The organism is Enterococcus canintestini (genome assembly GCF_001885735.1).
Classification (GTDB): Bacteria; Bacillota; Bacilli; order Lactobacillales; family Enterococcaceae; genus Enterococcus_C; species Enterococcus_C canintestini.
Genome location: NZ_JXKG01000002.1, coordinates 179,994 through 201,627, shown reverse-complemented (window position 1 = coordinate 201,627; position 21,634 = coordinate 179,994). Strand labels below are relative to the sequence as shown.

Annotated in this window: 18 protein-coding genes; 6 read left to right on the top strand and 12 right to left on the bottom strand. The window is 36.2% G+C overall.

What is annotated here, in order from left to right; translation table 11 throughout:
* Positions 1–993: 993 nt before the first annotated feature.
* Both RU96_RS13150 and RU96_RS02375 read right to left on the bottom strand, forming a co-directional pair.
* Positions 994–2,508 (bottom strand): hypothetical protein (locus RU96_RS13150; RefSeq protein ID WP_249024137.1); only part of this gene is annotated, 1,515 nt, incomplete at its 3' end.
* A gap of 16 nt (positions 2,509–2,524) precedes the next feature.
* Positions 2,525–3,991, bottom strand: coding sequence for an alpha-amylase (locus RU96_RS02375; protein WP_071863951.1), 1,467 nt, complete (start codon positions 3,989–3,991; stop codon positions 2,525–2,527).
* A gap of 196 nt (positions 3,992–4,187) precedes the next feature.
* Between RU96_RS02375 and RU96_RS02370 the strand changes: the two genes are divergently transcribed.
* The 3 genes from RU96_RS02370 to RU96_RS02360 are packed head-to-tail and all read left to right on the top strand — an operon-like array spanning position 4,188 to position 7,826.
* Positions 4,188–4,943, top strand: coding sequence for a DeoR/GlpR family DNA-binding transcription regulator (locus tag RU96_RS02370; protein ID WP_071863950.1), 756 nt, complete (start codon positions 4,188–4,190; stop codon positions 4,941–4,943).
* Positions 4,940–5,857 carry a 1-phosphofructokinase gene (gene pfkB, locus RU96_RS02365; RefSeq protein ID WP_071863949.1) on the top strand — a complete coding sequence of 306 codons (918 nt, stop codon included), beginning with the start codon at positions 4,940–4,942 and terminating at the stop codon, positions 5,855–5,857. Before RU96_RS02370 ends, pfkB begins: the two co-directional genes overlap by 4 nt.
* 46 nt (positions 5,858–5,903) lie before the next feature.
* Positions 5,904–7,826: a PTS fructose transporter subunit IIABC gene (locus RU96_RS02360; RefSeq protein WP_071863948.1), complete on the top strand. Its 1,923-nt coding sequence runs from the start codon at positions 5,904–5,906 to the stop codon at positions 7,824–7,826.
* Positions 7,827–7,887: 61 nt separating this feature from the next.
* Here RU96_RS02360 and RU96_RS02355 read toward each other — a convergent pair whose 3' ends face one another.
* Complete coding sequence (locus RU96_RS02355) at positions 7,888–8,088, bottom strand: hypothetical protein (protein WP_071863947.1); 201 nt, start codon at positions 8,086–8,088, stop codon at positions 7,888–7,890.
* 3 nt (positions 8,089–8,091) lie between these two features.
* Positions 8,092–9,426, bottom strand: a complete 1,335-nt coding sequence (locus RU96_RS02350) for a hypothetical protein (protein ID WP_071863946.1) — start codon at positions 9,424–9,426, stop codon at positions 8,092–8,094.
* Between the two features lie 130 nt (positions 9,427–9,556).
* Between RU96_RS02350 and RU96_RS13005 the strand changes: the two genes are divergently transcribed.
* A complete protein-coding gene (locus RU96_RS13005; RefSeq protein WP_169818338.1) occupies positions 9,557–9,715 on the top strand; it encodes an SPJ_0845 family protein in 159 nt (52 codons plus the stop codon).
* 9 nt (positions 9,716–9,724) lie between these two features.
* Here the strand turns inward: RU96_RS13005 and yihA are convergent, their stop codons facing one another.
* The 7 genes from yihA to RU96_RS02315 form a co-directional block, all read right to left on the bottom strand.
* On the bottom strand, positions 9,725–10,309 hold the full coding sequence (yihA, locus tag RU96_RS02345) for a ribosome biogenesis GTP-binding protein YihA/YsxC (RefSeq protein WP_071863945.1): 585 nt from the start codon (positions 10,307–10,309) through the stop codon (positions 9,725–9,727).
* Positions 10,310–10,409: 100 nt separating this feature from the next.
* Positions 10,410–11,648 (bottom strand): ATP-dependent Clp protease ATP-binding subunit ClpX, encoded by a 1,239-nt coding sequence (gene clpX, locus RU96_RS02340; protein WP_071863944.1) that lies wholly within the window; start codon positions 11,646–11,648, stop codon positions 10,410–10,412.
* A gap of 456 nt (positions 11,649–12,104) precedes the next feature.
* Positions 12,105–13,388 (bottom strand): trigger factor, encoded by a 1,284-nt coding sequence (gene tig, locus RU96_RS02335; RefSeq protein WP_071863943.1) that lies wholly within the window; start codon positions 13,386–13,388, stop codon positions 12,105–12,107.
* A gap of 115 nt (positions 13,389–13,503) precedes the next feature.
* Positions 13,504–14,451, bottom strand: coding sequence for a hypothetical protein (locus tag RU96_RS02330; RefSeq protein ID WP_071863942.1), 948 nt, complete (start codon positions 14,449–14,451; stop codon positions 13,504–13,506).
* A 25-nt stretch (positions 14,452–14,476) separates the two neighbouring features.
* A complete protein-coding gene (locus tag RU96_RS02325) occupies positions 14,477–15,076 on the bottom strand; it encodes an RDD family protein (protein WP_071863941.1) in 600 nt (199 codons plus the stop codon).
* 1 nt (position 15,077) lies between these two features.
* Positions 15,078–16,109 carry a signal peptide peptidase SppA gene (gene sppA / locus RU96_RS02320; RefSeq protein WP_071863940.1) on the bottom strand — a complete coding sequence of 344 codons (1,032 nt, stop codon included), beginning with the start codon at positions 16,107–16,109 and terminating at the stop codon, positions 15,078–15,080.
* 19 nt (positions 16,110–16,128) lie between these two features.
* On the bottom strand, positions 16,129–16,419 hold the full coding sequence (locus tag RU96_RS02315; RefSeq protein ID WP_071863939.1) for a hypothetical protein: 291 nt from the start codon (positions 16,417–16,419) through the stop codon (positions 16,129–16,131).
* A gap of 371 nt (positions 16,420–16,790) precedes the next feature.
* On the opposite strand from RU96_RS02315, the gene glmS reads away from it, so the two are divergent.
* Both glmS and RU96_RS02305 read left to right on the top strand, forming a co-directional pair.
* Positions 16,791–18,596, top strand: a complete 1,806-nt coding sequence (glmS, locus tag RU96_RS02310; protein WP_071863938.1) for a glutamine--fructose-6-phosphate transaminase (isomerizing) — start codon at positions 16,791–16,793, stop codon at positions 18,594–18,596.
* Positions 18,597–18,948: 352 nt separating this feature from the next.
* Positions 18,949–20,157 carry an amidohydrolase family protein gene (locus RU96_RS02305; protein WP_071863937.1) on the top strand — a complete coding sequence of 403 codons (1,209 nt, stop codon included), beginning with the start codon at positions 18,949–18,951 and terminating at the stop codon, positions 20,155–20,157.
* Positions 20,158–20,264: 107 nt separating this feature from the next.
* On the opposite strand, the gene glmM is transcribed toward RU96_RS02305, so the two are convergent.
* A complete protein-coding gene (gene glmM / locus RU96_RS02300; RefSeq protein WP_071863936.1) occupies positions 20,265–21,617 on the bottom strand; it encodes a phosphoglucosamine mutase in 1,353 nt (450 codons plus the stop codon).
* Between the last annotated feature and the right edge of the window lie 17 nt (positions 21,618–21,634).

The window sequence follows — 21,634 nt, the reverse complement described above, 5'->3', positions numbered from 1 at the left end:
AGTGACAAAAATTTTGTCACTGCCTTTTTGCAAATAAATGGTGTTAAAAAAGTAATTTCTGTTTACATCTAGAAGCTTTTTGATTTTGTCACAATCTGTTTTTGAAATACACATTTTTTCTCAGTCGCTTTAGTAAAGCTTTTTATTCTTGTGGGAATAAGTAAACCATAGAATAAGGCGTCCCTGAGAAAATATTTGAGATCATATTGCCTGCTAATACTTGGTGCCAGAAGCGGTTTTGATGTCCGTTGTCTCCCCAGAAAATCCCAATATGACAATCGGCACCATACTCACCCCAGCGGCCTTCTAAATACAAAATGTCCCCTTTTTTCGCACGACCGCTTTTCAATAACGCACTAATGGAACCATAAGTATAATATTTACAATTTTTCTTCAAAGAATCGCGCCATAATGTCGCATTGGCAGCTCCGCCGTAACCTAAACGAGAGATAGGGGCTAGATTTGCGCCACTGTTACGCATTGCAGCTGCCACAAAACCTGTACAATTCATCCCTTGTCCATATTTATTTGGATTTCCTTTTGGCTGCATGAATACTTCTTGGTTACTAACGCCACCATAACCAAGACCACGATAGCGTGTTCCGACGTAAAAGCCATTTTTTTCATTTGCTTTTAAATGTTTCAATACTCGCGCCCGACTTGTACCTAAATAAGTGGCTGCGCCTTTTTTAATGCGCACTGCAGCACTATTAACATAGCCTAGCCATTTACCTTTAGCATTATAAATTGTGTAATATTTTGCGCCATTAAAGTGTTGATAGTAGCCGCGCACTTGAACACTTTGATTAAAGACAGATGAGGTTTTTCCCCTCTTTTTAAAATTAAAATTGGTGTATGTCGCATAATTTCGTGAGATAACGACACCTTCATCCCCTAATTTCTGATACATTCCACCTTTACCATTACCTGTTTTAGCGCTGGCAGCATTGACGTAACCTAGCCACTTGCCTTTGTTGTCATAAACTGTATAGNTCCACCTTTACCATTACCTGTTTTAGCGCTGGCAGCATTGACGTAACCTAGCCACTTGCCTTTGTTGTCATAAACTGTATAGTATCTTGCGCCATTGAAATGCTCATAGTAACCGCGGGCTTGATAGGTCTTTTTATACAAATTTTTTGTCGTCCCTAATTTTTTGAAATTGAAATTACTATACATGGTATAATTAGCGCTCGTAAAGGTAATATAGCGATTACTACTTTGGTAAATCCCACCTTTACCATTACCTGTTTTGGCACTGGCGGCATTGACGTAACCTAGCCACTTGCCTTTGTTGTCGTAAACCGTATAATATCTTGCGCCATTGAAATGCTCATAGTAACCGCGGGCTTGATAAGTTTTTTTGTATAACCCTTTTGTCGTTCCTAATTTTTTGAAATTAAAATTACTATACATCGCATAATTAGCGCTCGTAAAGGTAATGTAGCGATTGCTACTTTGGTAAATCCCGCCTTTACCATTGCCTGTTTTAACAAAGTTTTCTGGGACATAACCAATCCATTTGCCTTTATTATCGTAAATTGTTAAGTATTTAGTTCCATTAAAATGGAGATAGAACCCACGCGCTTCATAGGTTTTTAAATAATAAGTATTTGTTTTACTACGTACACTTAAAGCAAAATTATTATAGATTGGACTATTGTTTTTAACAAAAGTAACATATTGCTTGGCAGATTGATAAATCCCACCTGCATTCGTAGCTTTCAAGGCGCTGGTTTTCACAATCCCTTGTTGCGCACCATTTCTATCGACTAAAACTTCATACCGTGTACCATCAAAATCAAGATAATACCCTTTTGCTTTTAATGTTTTACGTAAAATGCTTTTTGTTGATTGGGGCGCTTGTGAGAAATCTTTCCATAAAGCATTCGTTTCAGTCACAGCTACAAAATACTTTTCTTCTCCATATGGTAGCTCACTACCTTGAGAAAAAGTAGTTGGTTTAACCGCTGAAGCTACTACATAGCCAAGCTCACTAGTAGTATCCCCAAGGAGATAATAATCTTGCTCGTTAAAACGATAAACTTCTTTAATTTGATATGTTTTATTTAATTGATTCTTTGTTGGCGTGTTCCAGACATTTAAATTGGTTAAATCTTGAAATAATTTCAAATTAGTATTATCGCTTGTTAGCGTTACATATTTGAAATCGCCAACTTTATTTTTCTTTGGTAATAGATCTTGTGGCGCTAAAAGTGGACTTTCTGTTTCTGATGTAGACGTATCGCTTTCGGTAGTAGCCGTATTTTCTTTACTACTTGATGTCGCAGTGCTACTTTCAACCGCTTCTTCACTAACAGTACTACTTATTACAGAATCACTCGTTGCGCTACTTTGCGTTATCATTTCATCTGATACCCAAGGATCCGTTGTTCCAGCACTTTGCGTTGTACGCGGATCTGCTGGTAAAACTTCTGCTACAACTTGCATAGGCACCACACCTTGCAAGATACACAACAACCCAAACCAAACACCTAATTTTTTCATTTTTTCCCCTCTTTTCTTATTGTTTCCAGATTAACTCTGCAACATCTTCATTAACATAAACAGAAATTTGCCCACCATTTACCGGAAACACCCCCCTTCCATTTTCGTCTAAGACGACTTTTGTCTCATTATTTTGTAGGACATCTACAAAAGTTTTACCCGCATGAATCGCACTAATTGTCATTTCTTTTTGATTCGCGTCTGCATTTGTTAAAACTACCGCAAAACCGGATAATTCTTTTTCAAATTCACCAGTATGAACCCAACCAATACAATTAGGATCATCAAAATAATCAACTTCATTACCATAAGCCAGATGACGCCTAATTTTCAACAAATATTCTAAGCTTTTGCCAACTGCACCGATATTTTGTGTGGGAATTCCATATAAATCTCCCCAAAAGACTGTCGGTGTTCCAATTTTACGTAATAAAATTAGCGCATAAGCATGGACTTTAAACCAACCATCAATCCAAGATTCCAAACTTTGTCCTTTTTGGGTATCATGGTTATCAACAAAAGTAACTGCATAATCTGGTCTTGACTCCACTAAAGTACCTGTGAAAATTTCCCGCAAGTCAAAATCGCCATTACTGCGACTAGCCTGATACAAATTAAAATGTAAAGGTACATCAAATAAATAAATTAAATTTCCAGACGAATCGATATAATTTTCCAATTTATCCAACTCATCTGTCCAATACTCTCCTACTACAAAAAGAGGTGCTCCTTTTTCTTTGCGGCGCCGTAATAACCAATCCACGAAGAAATCAAATTGAATATGTTTTACAGCGTCTAACCGAAAGCCGTCAACATCAGTTTCGGCTAAAAACCATTTTCCCCATCGATCTAATTGTTGAACAGTTTCTTCATAAGTCATATCCAAATTGCAGCCCATCAAGTAATCAAAATTACCGTTTTCTGAATCAACATCTGAAACCCAGCCCTTGTCTGCTAAATTGAAAATTGCATGATCTTTATTATGGGCATCATAATCAACGCCTGAAAAATTGCGCCAAGTCCAAACATAGTCATTATACTTACCTTGCCGACCTGGGAAGGTAAAGCGTGTCCAAGCTTCGATTTCTTCTTCATCACTAATTTGCTGATTACGGTTATCCCAACTATATTTTACAGCTGAAACTTGTTCTGTTTCATCTGCTCCCATAAAATGATTAAAAACAATATCTGCATAAACTTCAATTTGATTTTTTTGCAGTTTTTTTATCGCGTTTATATATTCTGCTTTGGTACCATATTTAGTGGGCACGGTATCCTTTTGGTCAAATTCTCCCAAATCGTATAAATCATAAGTGCCATATCCCACATCATTGACACCCGCAGATCCTTTTGCCGCTGGCGGTAACCACAATGCGTTTATTCCTAATTCTTTAAAATAATCTATTTCTTCGCCAAGCAAATTCCAGTGATTACTATTTGCCTCAAGTTCCCATTGAAATGCCTGCAATAACGTTCTCTTCATATTTTACCAACACCCTCCTACTTATAATTAAGCCAAAAAATGACAGCTTTTTCAATTGTTAACCCTTCCAAGTACTAATTTTCCCCTCACCATTAGTTTTTTATTTCTTCTGTGATTTATTTTGAACGTTTTTGAACGATTGTAGTTGAATTTGATTGAACAACGTGCTATTATATGGTCGAAGGAGGGATTGTAAATGCTTACAGAAGAAAGACAACAAAAAATTTTGCAACTCCTTGCTCAAAATAACATCGTCAAACTACACGAATTAACGGACTTATTAGCTGCTTCTGAATCCACCATTCGACGTGATTTACAAGAGCTCGAGAATCAAAAATTATTAATTCGTGTTCACGGTGGCGCAAAAAGAATCGGACAACATATTGGCTTTGAAGCAGACATGCAGACAAAATCAAAAGAAAATGTAAACGCCAAGCAAATGATTGCCAAACTTGCTGCCACACAAATAAAAAAAGACGATGTCATTTATTTAGATGCAGGTAGCAGTACCTTAGAACTTATCCCCTTGCTTCCTACTGGCACCCCTTTAAAAGTTGTCACAAACTCCGTCAAGCACGCATCACTACTGATTGATTTGAATATTGACACCATTATCTTAGGGGGAATGATTAAACTTTCCACTAACGCAACCTTAGGGAACACGAGTTTAAAACAACTTCAAGAGTTTAATTTTAACAAAGCTTTTCTTGGGATCAACGGTATTGATTTAAATGCCGGGCTAACCACCCCTGATCCAGAAGAAGCTATTTTAAAAAAAACTGCATTGCAACAAGCGGAAGAAGGATTTATTCTCGCCGATCACAGCAAGTTTAATCAGATAAGTTTTGCAAAAGTAGCCGCTCTTGAAGCTGTAACAATCTTAACTGACTACTGTCCAGCTGAACACGCTGAATTGTATCATGATGTCAAAATATTGGAGGCACAAAAATGATTTACACAGTAACACTTAACCCTTCCATCGACTATATTGTTCACGTCGACGATTTAAAAATCGGCGAAGTAAATCGAATGAAAAAAGATTTAAAATTACCTGGTGGCAAAGGTATCAATGTTTCACGAATTTTAAAAAGAATCGCTGTTGAAAATAAGGCCTTGGGATTTTTAGGCGGCTTTACCGGTAACTTTATCGCTGACTGGCTAAAGCAAGAAAACATCTCCCAACGCTTCACGAAAATTGAAGATGATACGCGCATTAACATTAAACTAAAAGCGGAATCAGAAACTGAAATTAACGGCCTTGGCCCTGCCATTACGCCGACTGATATTGCAGATTTAAAAGCGCAACTTTCAAAAGTTGAAAAAGGCGATATCGTTGTTTTATCCGGTAGCGCTCCAGCAAGCTTACCAAACGGATTTTATCAAGAATTAATTCAACTAGTTAAAGCAAATCAAGCGGAATTTGTCATTGATACAACCGGACAAGATTTAATGAATGCCTTAGTTAATGAGCCATTATTAGTGAAGCCTAATAATCATGAATTGGCAGAAGCCTATCAAACAACTTTTAACAGCATTGCTGATATTGTCCCTTATGGTAAAAAATTACTAACAGCCGGAGCCAAAAATGCGATTATCTCAATGGCTGGTGACGGTGCCCTACTCTTTACAAATGATGGCGTATATCAATCTAACGTCTTAAAGCGTCCATTAAAAAATTCAGTTGGCGCTGGCGATTCCATGATTGCAGGTTTCATCGGGGAATATAGCCAAAACAAAGATGCTGTAGCCGCCTTTAAATGGGGAGTGGCTTGCGGAAGTGCAACTGCCTTTTCCGATGATTTAGCACAAGCTCCTTTCATTAAAGAGCTATTAGCTGAAGTTATTGTAGAAAAAATTGCCGATTAATTTGGGCTAAAAATAAGACACTGTTTTAAAATTAAGGAGGAAAACAATGAATATCAATGAATTATTGATTAAAGATGCCATGATTATGGATCTTAAGGCGACTGATAAAAAAGGCGCAATTGATGAAATGGTACAAAAAATGTATGACGTAGGTCGAATTTCTGATATCCAAACATACAAAGACGGAATTTTAGCCCGTGAAGCCCAAACCTCAACTGGTTTAGGTGATGGAATTGCTATGCCCCATGCTAAAAACAAAGCTGTAAAAGAAGCTACTGTCTTATTTGCTAAAAGTAATACTGGGGTTGATTACGAAGCATTAGACGGACAACCAACTTACTTGTTCTTTATGATTGCTGCTCCAGAAGGCGCAAATGATACACATTTACAAGCCTTAGCTGCTCTTTCACGCCTATTAATTGATGCCGATTTTGTCGCACAATTAAAATCAGCTAAAACACCTGACGAAGTGCAAAAACTTTTCGCGGATGCTGAAGCAAAAAAAGAAGCAGAAGCACAAGCTGAGAAAAAAGCAGCTGAAGAAGAAGAGTTGAAAAGTTTTAATCGTAAATACATCGTTGCGGTTACTGCGTGCCCAACTGGTATCGCCCACACTTATATGGCAGAAGATGCTTTGAAAAAACAAGCCAAAGAAATGGGTGTTGACATTAAAGTTGAAACAAACGGTTCAGAAGGAATCAAAAACCGTTTGACTGCTGAAGATATCGCCCGCGCTGATGGTGTTATTGTAGCTGCTGATAAAAAAGTTGAAATGGATCGTTTTGATGGTAAACATTTGGTGAATCGCCCTGTTAGTGATGGTATTCGCAAACCAGAAAATTTAATCAACGAAGCTTTAAGTGGCAGTGCACCAATTTTTAAAGGTGACGGATCAAGTGTCAGCGATAGCAAAGAGAGCGCTGACGGCACAGTTGGCCAACGCATTTACAAAGACTTAATGAACGGCGTTTCCCATATGTTACCTTTTGTTATCGGTGGCGGGATTGCCATTGCTTTATCCTTTATGATTGACCAATTTATGGGTGTACCTCAAGATAGCTTAGCTCAACTAGGAAATTATAATATGCAAGCTTCATGGTTTAATCAAATCGGGAATGCTGCCTTTGGCTTTATGTTACCTGTATTAGCTGGTTTTATCGCTTCAAGTATTGCTGATCGTCCTGGTTTAATTGTCGGTTTTGCCGCAGGTGCGTTGGCTAACGCTGGTGGTGCTGGCTTCTTAGGTGCATTAATCGGTGGTTTCCTTGGTGGATATGTCATTTTATTCTTACGTAAACTTTTCAAAAACTTGCCAAAATCATTAGATGGGATTAAAACAATTTTATTCTATCCCGTTTTTGGCTTGCTAATTACAGGCTTTCTAATGTTGATCGTAAACGTACCAATGAAAGTCATCAACGATGCTTTAAATAGCTTCTTAACTGGCTTAAGTGGTTCAAACGCAGCCTTACTTGGTGCGTTACTCGCTGGGATGATGGCAGCTGACTTAGGTGGTCCGATTAATAAAGCTGCTTATGTATTTGGTACAGCAACATTAGCATCTACTGTTGCCTCTGGTGGTAGTGTGGTTATGGCTTCTGTTATGGCCGGTGGTATGGTACCACCATTAGCAATTTTTGTAGCTACTCGCTTATTCAAAAATAAATTCACCAAAGATCAACAAGATGCTGGTTTAACTAATATTGTTATGGGACTATCTTTTGTTACAGAAGGCTCCATTCCATTTGCCGCAGCTGATCCTTTAAGGGCGATTCCAAGCTTTATTGTTGGTTCTGCAATTACAGGTGCGTTAGTAGGTGCTAAAGATATTCTTTTACTTGCGCCTCACGGTGGTATTTTCGTCGTCTTCTTAGTAAGTAATCCAATTTTATATTTAGTCTTTATCGCAATTGGTGCCGTAATTTCAGGGGTTGTCTTTGGCCTATTAAAAAAAGATATTAATAAATAAATAAATAAATAAATAAAAGCATCAGCAGTCAATTTTAACCATTGATTGCTGATGCTTATTTTTATTTTTCTTTCTGTGCTCTTATTTTTTGTACCTCTAACTTCACTTCTAATTTCCAATAATTGTAAATACATAAACAGCTTCCAAGTAAAATAATCGTAATAGCCAGAGGTATCTTCATAAAAAAGTCTGGTAGAAATAGTAATAAAATCGTTAATACACCAGTTGGTAACATATACTTTTTAAACAATAAATCTTCCATCTTTTAACCCCCTACTCGGCTGATTTCATTAGTATTTTTCATTGCTGAAAATGGAATAAAATTGACTCGTAAATGATTATTCTCTTTCTTAAGGTCAAAAAAAATGCGTTTACGCCGTTTTTTTAAGCGACTGAAATGAATATCTGCCATTTTTTCTTTTAATGGTTTATATGGTATTTTAGTCAAAAATTCATCCGGTAAATAAATATTTAAAATGGCTAAATATTCCTGATATCTTTCATCTGCTACATTAATTTCTAAATAATTTCGTAAATAAAACTCATATGCACAAAGCCCTTCATCCAAAGAATATTTGGGGTTTAGAACTAAATAATTCATCATTTTCATCCCTTGTTCATCTACCCAAGGAAAATATGCTTGCGCATTTAAGGTGCCCTTTACACGACGCTCTTGATAGTTGTCGTGAATAATATCATAAACCCGTGTTACAAAATGTGTCGCTTCTTTTTTTGGTGTCGGTTGCAAACGATCATTTTGATATTGAACAGTTTGGATGACATTATCTGTGTATGCGTATTCAATTAGCGGTTCTCGTAAGATGCCAACACCGTTATTCCAAGCCAATTGATCAATCCCCATTTGGTCACGAAATAACCTTTGATAATTTAAGTTTAGCTTTTCTTGCCATCGATAAGGATCTTTGTATAATTCAACAAACCAAACATCTTCTGCGACTTTACATACTTGTTCAACTTGTTGAACTTCTTGGACTACTGCTAGTGGAATAATCTTGTGATAACGTGAGCTAAAGTAGATTCGCCAACAAGATGTCAAACAAAAGCCCCGATAGAAAATGTCATAACCGGCAAATTGATTACAATCGACGACTATCTCGTTTTTTTGATTACGGATTTTAGGGAGTTGTTCAATTGCTTGTGTTTCCTCAAAAGCTAAACGCATCTTTATTTCTTCAGTATTATGATACAAATATTCATCATAACTGCGTAAATAGCCAAATAGCCCCCGTTTATTCATTTTGATATCCATATAATTTAAAATCATTTGTTTTTGCTTTAAAAATATATCTTGGGTGATCAGATGTTTTTCTAATAGATTCCCATCAACTAAATGAAAATAGGATTCGTTGGGACCATTTTTTACAACAAACTCCAAATCTTCATGTTCTGTTAATTTATTTAATAATTGGTGGACCATGCGTAAGGAAAACGGCTGTGTTTTTTCATGGTTAATAATCATTTGGGCAGGAGTATAAAGCAAGCGAGTAAAGACCAACCAATCTTGTAGATGGCGTTTAATCATCTGATCGTTTAAATTAATATATTGAATCGTAATAAACATTTTATTTGTCAGCTTCACGTTCTCACCACCTTTTAATGTTTTTATAATTACATTATAACGAATATTACTTTTAAAAAAAAGTAAAAAGACATCCTTTTTCTTAAAAATAAAACGAAAACATGTTAAACTCTAAGAGGAGGTGGCATAGATGGGACTAAAATTTGAGCGCGACGATTCTTTAGATAAGATGTTTGATGACTTTGTCATTATGCCCGATAAAAAAGAAGAGGTAGATGTAACCCGCTTTTTAAAACCAGAAATTAAAGATAAAAAAAAGAATAAAAATAAAGAGTCGAATCAAAAATGATTCGACTCTTTATTTTATAGCAGCTTCAATTGCCGCCCAGGCTTGATCTTTTCCTTCTTTTGTAACAGAAGAGAAAATGATAAATGTATCCTCTTTATCAAAATCCAACGCTTTTTTGATAACCGATTCATGTTTATTCCACTTGCCACGCGGAATTTTGTCTGCTTTCGTAGCAACGACAATTACCGGTAAATCATAATACTTCAAAAATTGATACATCTGGACATCTTCTATACTAGGTTCATGACGCATATCAACTAATGATACGACCGCTTTTAGTTGTTCCCGCTGGGTCAAATAAGTTTCAATCATCTGTCCCCATTTTGCCCGTTCTGTTTTTGAAACTTTAGCATAGCCATACCCGGGAACATCAACGAAATGCAAAGTATTTTCAATCAAATAAAAATTAAGCGTTTGGGTTTTACCAGGTTTCGAAGAGGTTCTGGCCAGGTTTTTTCGTTCAATTAAGGTATTGATAAACGAAGATTTCCCCACGTTAGAACGCCCGGCTAAAGCAATTTCTGGTAAGTCAGTTTCTGGATATTGCTTAGGCGCAACCGCACTAATCACGATTTCTGCATTGTGAACTTTCAAAAAATTCACTCCTTTCTTAAAACATCATCCACTTGTTAAGTTTGATAAATTATTCTACTCAAGCTAAAAGCTGGGTATAAAACCCAGCTTTAGTTACCGGTTATCCGGCTTTTTTTTCAGCATAAATAACTTTTGGTGTCCCTTTGCCAGTGACAGAATCTTCAGTTATAACAACTTCTTTAATTTCTTCATCACTTGGCACATCAAACATAACATCCATCATAATGTCTTCAATAATTGAACGCAAACCCCGTGCACCTGTATTTCGTTCAATCGCTTTTGCTGCAATGGCTTTTAACGCTTCTGGTTCAAAGGTTAGCGCAGTTTCATCTAATGACAGTAATTTTTTATATTGTTTTACCAAAGCGTTTTTAGGCTCTGTTAAAATTCTTACCAAATCATCATTGGTTAATTTATCTAATGCCGCCATGACTGGCAAACGTCCGATAAATTCAGGAATCAACCCAAATTTTAATAAATCTTCTGGAATGATATGTTGCATAACACTTTCATCATCCCCGATTTTTTTATTATTGGTACCAAAACCGATGACTTTTTCGCCCATCCGATTTTTAACAATCGTTTCAATGCCATCAAAAGCACCACCAACAATAAATAAAATATTGGTAGTATCAATTTGAATCATTTCTTGATGAGGATGTTTGCGTCCTCCTTGTGGTGGCACACTTGCTTCTGTTCCTTCAAGGATTTTTAATAACGCTTGTTGCACCCCTTCACCTGAGACATCTCGAGTGATAGAAACATTTTCACTTTTACGCGCAATTTTATCGATTTCATCGATATAAATAATCCCTTTTTGCGCTCTGTCCACATTGAAATCAGCTGCTTGCAACAATTTCAACAAAATATTTTCAACATCTTCACCAACATAACCTGCTTCAGTTAAGCTAGTAGCATCTGCAATTGCAAAAGGAACATTTAATGAGCGAGCCAGTGTTTGGGCAAGAAAAGTCTTCCCAGATCCAGTTGGTCCAATTAAGCAAATGTTACTTTTTTGCAATTCTACATCATCTTCGACACTTTGTGCATTCACACGTTTGTAATGATTGTAAACAGCCACTGCCAATGCTTTTTTCGCACGATCTTGTCCGATTACATATTCATTTAATATTGCTAATATTTCTTTTGGTTTAGGTACATCGATGAATTCCCGCACATCTTCATCTAGGAATTCTTCGTCAATGATCTCTTTGCATAAGTCGATACACTCGTTACAAATGTAGACCCCGGGACCGGCGACGATCTTACGCACTTCTTCTTGTGACTTACCACAAAATGAACAACGTACAGTTTCATTTCCGTTAGTATTGTCGTACATGGTCTCACCCCTTGAAAAATTTCCGTACTCTTAACGAGTGGTGGATAACTGAATTTAAACAGTCTTAGACTATGATAGCATACAATTTACCAAAGCAAAAGTAGTTGCTTTTATTGTTTTGCAAGTTCGCTTTTTTTTAAGATTTATTAACTAGTTTTCCCATAAAAAAACGTAGTAATATGCTTTTTATTAAGCAGCAAGCAAAAACATTTATAAATTTTCCCTTTAAGACTTAGATTATTATTACAAAAGTTCCTTATAAAATATAATGCAAGTAACTTTAGAATAACAACTTTTTACTTTATATAAATTTTACTATGTAAAAAAGCTTGTGTCAGACATAATTAACTTCAAAATAAAAAAGAAACTTTAAGAAAATCGCTTCTTTAATACCGTTTATTTGCAAAAAAGAGATGTGACAAGACTTTTGTCACACCTCTTAAAAGTTACTAAAAATTATTTTTCAACAGCAGTTCCAGTTACAAGTTCCACTGCTTTTTTCATCGTGATATCATGTTTTAACATATCTTCTGTTAAGACGCGTTTGATTTGGTCAACTGGCATGTTGTAAGCTTCAGACAATTCAGCGATTTCTTTTTCGATGTCTTCATCTGTTGCTTCCAAGTTTTCCGCAGCAGCAATCGCTTCAATCACCAAGTTAGTTTTAACACGGTTTTCAGCTTCACCTTCAAATTGTTTGTGTAAGTCCGCTTCAGTTGAACCAGTTAATTGATAGTACATTTCAGGTGAAATACCTTGGCGTTGCATGTTGTTTAAGAATTCGTCCATTGAACGGTGTACTTCGTCGTGAACCATTACATGTGGCAAGTCAAGAATTTCAGCATTTTCAACGGCTGTACGAATCGCTAATTCGTCTTTTGCGTCTTCAGCTGCTTTTTCTTTTGCTTCAGTTAATTCTTTCATGTATTTTTCTTTTAATTCAGCTAAAGTTTCAACGTTTTCGTCAACGTCTTTAGCAAATTCATCATCTAAGTCTGGTAATTCTTTTGTTTTCACTTCATGAACAACAACTTTAAAGATTGCTTCTTTACCAGCTAAATCTTCTGCTTGATAGTCTTCAGGGAATGTCACTGTTACTTCAACATTGTCACCTGCTTTATGGTCGACTAATTGTTCTTCAAAACCAGGAATGAATGAACCTGAACCTAGTTCTAATGAATAGTTTTCGCCTTTGCCGCCTTCAAAAGCAACACCATCAACAAAACCTTCAAAATCAATCACAACAGTATCGCCATTTACAGCAGCTTCGTCTTCTTTAATAACTAATTCTGCTTGTTGTTCTTGTTCTTGTTTTAATTTAGCATCTACATCTGCTTCAGTAACTGTACGATCTTGTTTTTCAACAGTTAGATCTTTGTAGTCACCTAATTTTACTTCTGGTTTTACAGTAACTTCTGCTTTAATCACCCAGTCTTGACCTTTTTCCATGCTTTCAATGTCAATTTTTGGTTGTGAAACAGGATCAATACCCGCTTCTTTAACAGCAGCTTCATAATTTTCAGGTAAAACAGCGTTTAATGCATCTTCGTATAACGCTTCTTCCCCATACATACGGTTAAATACTTGGCGTGAAACTTTACCTTTACGGAAGCCAGGGACGTTTAAATTCCCTTTTACTTTATTAAAAGCTTGTGTCAAACCTTTTTGAATTTCAGCTTGATCAATTGAAAATGTCAATACACCATCATTGGTGCCAGTTTTTTCCCATTTTGCAGTCATGTGTTTCCCTCCGAATAAACTAATTTTACTATGAAATACTTTCATGCATACTTTTAAATAGTACACTAACCCTATTGAATTGTAAACATTTTAAGGTTATGGAAAGTAAAAAACCTTATAAAATTTCGTGATAAATTTGACGAATTTTTTCTTTTTGTAAATTGACCTCCAAAAGTTCCTCTAAATACTTTTCAGCAATGCTTTTCCCCATTATTTGTTGATATTGTAAAACATAGCTTTCTTGCCAAAGAGCTGTATTTTTAGTAAACGGTACAAAAGGATAAGTTAAAGCTAGATCCATTTTTAATTCCGCTAGACAATATTGTGCCATTTGGACATCGACAGCAGCAATTTCTGATTCAAAATAATGTTGCATTACTTTATAAGCAGGAATTTCTTCTGGTAAAGATAGTTTAGTTAACTCCACCTGCATTGTCACATCTTGCCAGCTATTGGTCGTAATGGTTTTGTCACATTTTAGCAGGACTAACTCTTCAATTAAGCGCGGCCGTAAAAAATTATTTTTACTTGTCGGTAAAAAATCTTGCATCAAAGCCACAAATTGCGGATAAGTTAATTGTTGTTGAAATTTGGCCCACGCATTTGGTGTGACGGGCCCTTTATTTTGATCCCAACTTTTTAGAAGTTGTCTTTTTTGTTGTAAATTTTCCGGATCAAGTAAATCGACTGCCAATTCCAGTTGTTCTACTTGGTGCATAAAAGCATGTGTTTTTTCTTTAGTCAAAAGAGAACTTTGATAAATAGTTTTACGGGCAACTAAAAATTGTTGATTTAACAATAAAATTCGCAGATATTGCGCCAGCGTCTCTTCATCTTTTTTGTATTCTTCAAAAAAATCTTCTGCTATATTTAACGCGGTTGGAAAATCTTCTAATTTTAGTAAGGCTGCCACATAAAGTTGATTAACAGTAAATGACATTTCCATTTCGTAGGCTTTTTTAAAGTATTGACAACTGGATAAGTATTCTTCCTCTGCCATTTTCTTTTTACCTAAACGAATAATTCGTTGGAGTTCATCAGGAAAGACGATTTTTTCTCCCATTGTTAGCACCTGCTCCTATTGCAAATTACGCTCGTACTTCTTTGTTAAAAGCTTTCAAAATATTAATCGTAACTACAGACGTATCTGAAAAGTAGTCGCCTACGTGTTGTTTGTGATCTGTAAAAGCGGCTACTACATAACCTAATATAAAAGGAAATCCTTTTAAGATAAAGCGACAAACAGTTTCTCTTATAATAACTGTAGTCCACGATAACTCAGATTGTGTTAAGGAAACCACGCGAATCCCAAAAATCATTTTACCAATCGTTTGGCCACCATTTAGTTTGGTCAGTAAAGTAAAATAACTTAAATAAATAGCTAGTGTCAATAAAGAAGCAAAACTTAAAAAGCTAGTTGGCATCTTTAAACCCATAACGCGATATACTAGCCCAACCGTTCCATTCGTTATAGCACTTATACAAAGTAAATCAACGCAATAAGCAAAAAAACGAATCCAAAAACCCGCATAAAAATAATTGGGAAAGTAGTTTTTTCTTTGTGGTGCTTGTTCATTTGTTAATTTGTGCCATAATTTTTGTTTTTGTTTGGTTTCTATTTCGCTAAATTTTTCTTTTGCCGGAGCTTTTTTAAAAATTTTTGGTCCTTGTACTTTATCTTCACTCATTTTATTCACCCCCATAATAATAAAGAGGTTTTGGTGCTTGGGCACTTCCCAACGATTCAAATAAATGTAACACCTTGCTACTTTCACTTGGAGCAAGTCCTTGCCATTGTGCCACTTTGCTACCTAACCATGAAGAGTAAAAACCTGTATCACCTACTGTGTATTCAATTACTTGAGCATCTGCTAATTTTTGATCTTTCTTTAGCGCTGCTAACGTATCTTCTGGAAAACCAATTTCATCTACTAAGCCAATATTTTTAGCTTGCGCCCCATCGTAAATACGTCCGTCTGCAATTTTACGAACAGCATCTTCTGACATGTGACGTCCATTGGCCACTACTTTGACAAAACGATCGTAGGCATTGTTCACATATGTTTGTAGGACTTCTTTATCTTTTTCAGTTGGTTTACGAGTAGCTGAGCCCATATCTTTTAAAGCACCGCTTTTGTAAGTTTGATCAGTGATTCCTAATTTTTCCATCAAACCACTATAATTAACGCCTGACATAATAACACCAATTGAACCTGTTACTGTTTCATCAGTAGCAAAGATTTTATCTGCAGCAGCAGAAATATAGTAACCCCCACTTGCTGCCATATTTTTCATACTAACATAGACAGGAATCTTTAATTTTTTAATCTTAGCAAATTCCTTGGCGATTTCAGCACTTTCATAAACCCCGCCCCCAGGAGAATTTACTTCCAATAAGATGGCTTTAATATTTTCATCGGTTTGAATCTCTTTTAACTGTGCTAAAAAATCTTGATGACTGTATGATTCAGTCGAAAAAATCCCACCTGATCCTGTATCGGCGATCGTTCCATCTACTGATAATTTCGCAATCTGTTGTGTCTCGTTCCCGTCTTCTAATACCTTTTTTTCCAACTGATTTGAACCATAAAGTAACGCATTTAACCCCGCTAGCGCTTCTTTTGTATCCTCATTATTGTGGGTTGCCACTCTTGAAGACACAGCTGAAAATAGAAATAACCCCACCGCAATTACTACGGCAATCCAACGTCTTTTATTCATCTTTATTCCTAAACTCCTTTTAATATAAATTTTCAATCACAATAACTGTTTCTTCTTCCCCTGTCGCATTAACTTTTTCCGCTTTTTCCGTTAAAGCAAAACCACCAAAATATTCTTTACTAACAGGATCTTGCACTTCAAAATAGCGGGCTTTTTTTACTTCGATGCTCTCTGGTGCCACTTCTTGTAAACTATCCCAGCCTGTATTAAGAAAAATTTTAGTCTCATCCAAAACGGCTTCTGTCGCTTCTAATTTTGCAACTATAGCTTTTAATTGCTTAAAACTCATGCAGCGTACCATATTTTCCATATTATCCTCCCACTGAGTAACTTTATTTTCTAAACTCTGCTCTTAACAGCATCATCTTTTATCATTGTAGCGAAAAGACTGCAAAAAAAACAGTTATTCCTAGATAATTTCCCTAAACGAAAAATAAAAAAAGCAAAAAAAAATTCACTTAACAAATTGGTTTTAAATGCATAAGACTATACCAATTTAAATAAACAAAAATAATTATTGACAAAAACCAGATTAAATAATATCATTTTGATTGTCTTTTAATTTAGACCAATGAAAAATTATCCCCAAAAAAATTAATTGGTCTAATTAAATCGTTTGTGTTATACGCGGTAAATGATAAAAAAAGAAAACAACCGCAACTACAGAAAAGAGGTATATATATGTGTGGAATCGTCGGAGTCGTTGGTAAAAACGACGCAACAACAATTATTTTAAATGGCTTAAAACGCTTAGAATACCGAGGCTATGATTCGGCTGGTATTTATGTCGCTGGAGATGAAAGTCATTTAGTAAAAGCAATTGGACCGATTAAAAATTTAGAAGAAAAATTAGATACTACAATTACAGGGACAATGGGTATCGGCCATACGCGTTGGGCAACTCACGGAAAGCCAACCGTGGCAAATGCTCATCCACATACTAGTCAAAACGGCGAACTTGTCTTGGTTCACAATGGTGTGATTGAAAATTACGATGAATTACGCCAAACTTATTTAGCAACAGATCATTTTTATGGCCAAACAGATACCGAAATAGCCGTCCATCTAATTGCTCACTTTAAAAATACAGGATTAACGACAAAAGCTGCTTTTAAAAAAGCTTTAGCTGTAATTGATGGCTCTTACGCCTTTGCGTTAGTTGATACAAAAGATAGTGAAACCATTTATGTCGCAAAAAACAAAAGTCCTCTTTTGATTGGCCTAGGGGAAGGTTTTAACGTTTTGTGTAGTGATGCATTGGCAATGTTAGATCAAACCAACCGTTTTGTGGAATTGACAGATGGTGAGATGGTGACACTAACTGCTGATAATGTAACAATTGAAAATGCAGCTGGAGAAATCATCAAAAGAGACTATTATGTAGCTGAACTTGATGCCAGTGATATTGAAAAAGGTACGTATCCGTATTACATGTTAAAAGAAATCGATGAACAACCCGTCGTGATGCGTAAAATTGTTCAAAAATATCAAAATGACGATGGTTCAGTTGCCATCGATCAAAATTTATTAACCAGTTTAAAAAATAGTGATCGCATTTATATCGTCGCTTGTGGCACGAGTAGTCATGCTGGTTGGGCCGCTAAGAAGTTTTTCGAAACACTAACCCAAATACCAGTCGAAATTCATTTGTCTAGTGAATTTGGCTATAACATGCCCTTATTATCAGAAAAACCATTTTTCATTTATTTAAGTCAAAGTGGCGAAACTGCAGATAGTCGCCAAGTTTTAGTCAAAACAAATGAATTAGCTTACCCTTCATTAACGATTACAAATGTTGCTGGTTCAACTTTATCTCGTGAAGCAACCTATACGCTGTTACTTCACGCAGGTCCTGAAATAGCCGTGGCTTCAACAAAAGCCTATACTGCTCAAATCGCTGTCATGGCCGTTTTAGCTAAAGCACTAGGAGTAGAAAAAGGAATTTCTGCTGCCCTTCAATTTGATTTGTTCCATGAACTAAGTCTCGTGGCTAGTGCGATGGAAACAATGATCAACGAAAAAGAATCATTGGCTGAATTAACAGCTGATTATTTAACTGACACTCGCAACGCTTTTTATATTGGGCGGGGAAATGATTACTACGTTTCGATGGAAGCTGCATTAAAACTAAAAGAAATTTCTTATCTGCAAGCAGAAGGATTTGCCGCTGGTGAGTTAAAACACGGCACAATCGCTTTAATTGAAGAAGGAACACCCGTTATTGGTATTATTACTGATGCTGTAACCGGCCCACATACTAGAGGCAACTTGCAAGAAGTAACAAGTCGTGGTGCGCGGACTTTGGTCATTGCAACAGAAGATCTCGCAAAACCAGATGATCAAATTTTATTACCAACAGTTCACCCATTACTAAGCAGTTTATTAGCCGTAGTACCAACCCAACTTATCGCTTACTTTGCTACTTTACAAAGAGGTTATGATGTTGATAAACCACGTAATCTAGCTAAATCTGTAACAGTCGAATAATTTTAAAAAGGTGTGACAAAAATCTTGTCACACCTTTTGTTTCCGAATAAACGGTTGTAGCAGAAGCAGCTTTTGGCACAAGCTCTTTTTTATGATTAGTCAAAAAAGCAACAGCTTCAATCAGCCGCAACTTCGCGAAAAATTTTGAGCAGTGTTTTCTTAAATCCCTTCTTATTCTTCAAACTGCCCCTTTTTGCTTACAACTTACTTTTGGTTACAAATTACTTTTGGTTCAATTAACCAATCCCATTACCACTTACTTAACCTGGCCCGTGCTACTTATGATTAAAGTTGAAAAATTCGCTTTTTAGCTACTTTCACGGTATCTTTATACTAAATTGGAGGTGCTTTTATGAAGACTTTGCTTACAAATATCCGCATTGAAACAGGTTATTTAACACAAGACAACTTCACCTATGGTACCGCAACAAAAGGAATTGCAATTATTTTTGATGCTGGGGTTGTTACTGATGTTTTAGATGATGAAGTTAAAATAAACAAAGCCAAATTAACCAAAAATATCATCGTCATTGATGGTCAAAATAATTTATTATTACCGCAATTACGTGAGATGCATGTACACTTTGATAAAAGTAAATTGGGAATCCCCTGGACGCCAATAGAACCAGTCAAAAATCGGATTGAACGTTTTGAAAAGGAATTTGATTATTTAAAAAAAGCCCCATTATCTTTTACACAAAGAATGGAAAATTTGCTAAACTTAGAACTTTCTTATGGCGTTACTCATTTTCGTTCCCATATTGATATTCATCCTGCTGTTGGACAAAAGTCGCTTGAAGCTGCGAAAAAAGTTTTAGAGAATTATCATGATAAATTGGATTATGAATTAGTCGCATTTCCCCAACACGGTCTACTCTTATCAAATGCTTTTTCAGAGATGAAAAGTGCCCTCCAAAACGGCGCTACCCTAGTCGGCGGAGTTGATCCGATTAGTATTGATGGCAATTTAGAGAAATCACTAAATCAGACTTTTGAACTTGCTACACAGTTTCATGCTCCGATTGATTATCATTTACATGAACGCCATCACGATGCCCGCCAAACATTTGCGAAATTTTTGTCATTAATTGAAGAAACAAACTGGCAAGGAAAAGTAACAATTAGCCACGCTTATGGTTTAAGAGACTTACCAAAAGAAGAAAGAAAAGAACTGTTTGCCCAGCTAGCTAAAAATAAAGTAACAATTATTTCAAGCATCCCTTTAGACTTTGTCATTCCACCTTTAATTGAATTAAAGTCTGCGGGGGTGAAAACTTTTATCGGAAATGACAACATTTATGATTGCTGGTCGCCATTTGGAAGTGGCGACGTCATAGATAAACTGAATCGCTACGCTGAAATATTTGATTTAACCTCCCAAAAAGAGCTAACCGAAAGCCTGGAGTTGGTTACAAATCAAAAACTAATTACTCCTGCTGGTTGGATAAAAGAAGGTATGCCTGCTGATTTCACCTTGGTAAATGCTAGTTCCACGGCTGAGTTTGTGGCTCGAAGAATCCCTGTTGCCAAAAGTTACTTTAAAGGACAGCAGGTAAAATAAGTGTTTTTAGCTGTTATCATTTTTTATTTTATGTACTTTAGATAAAAATATAAAACATTCCAATTAAAAAAAGACTGTGACAAGTTTTGTCACAGTCTTTTTAATATTTAAGCACCAATTTCAGCTTCAACAACAGCTGCAATTTTATCAACATAATAATTGACTAACTCATCTGTTGGGGCTTCAGCCATTACGCGTAATAACGGTTCAGTTCCAGAAGGACGGACTAAGATTCGACCTTCACCATTCATTTCTTTTTCAGCCTCTTCAATTACAGCTTTGATGGCGGGAACTTCCATGGCACCGTTTTTATCTGTAACACGAATATTGACTAATTTTTGCGGATAAATCGTAACCTCAGAAGCTAACTCTGATAATTTTTTACCAGTTTCTTTCATAATACTTAATAATTGAATCCCAGAAAGCATTCCATCACCGGTTGTATTAAAGTCTAAAAAGACCATGTGACCAGATTGTTCACCGCCAAAATTGTAATCATTTTTACGCATTTCTTCAACGACATAACGGTCGCCCACTTGAGTAATCACATCTTTTAAGCCAATAGCTTCCACCGCTTTATGAAAACCTAAATTACTCATAACAGTAGTCACAATTGTGTCTTGTTTAAGTCGTTTTTTCGCTGCTAAATATTTCGCGCAAATGTACATAATTTTATCGCCATCGACAATATTTCCTAATTCATCCACTGCGATAACGCGGTCACCATCACCATCAAATGCTAACCCTGCATCGGCACCTTTTTCAACAACAAATTCTGCCAATTTTTCAGGATGCGTAGAGCCAACACCATCATTGATGTTTAGACCATTAGGAGAAGTACCCATAGTATAAAAATCAGTTTCTAAATCGGCAAATAAGCGATTCACACTTGTAGCAGTAGCGCCATTAGCAGCATCAATACATACTGTTACGCCAGATAAATCTCCCGTAATCGTTTGCTCTAGAAATTGAGAGTATTTTAACAGTCCTTCTGGAAACTCTTCGACTGTCCCTAACCCTTCAGCTGAAGGACGAGGTAAAGTGTCTTTTGGCGCATCAAGTAATGCTTCAATCTCTGCTTCTTGTTCGTCAACCAGTTTAAAACCATCACTACCAAAGAACTTAATACCATTATCTTCTGCTGGGTTATGAGAAGCTGAAATCATTACACCAGCACTTGCCTTTTGAACCCGAGTTAAATAAGCAACCCCTGGCGTTGAAATAACGCCTAATGTGAAAACTTCAATTCCAACAGACAATAAACCAGCTACTAATGCATTTTCTAATAATTGTCCAGACATCCGAGTATCGCGTCCGACTAAAACTTTAGGCCGGTGATCACTGTCCTCATGCTGACTTAATACATAACCACCACAGCGACCAAGTTTGAACGCTAACTCTGGTGTTAACTCTACATTGGCTACGCCACGAACACCATCTGTACCAAAATATTTACCCATTTTTTCTTACCTCACTA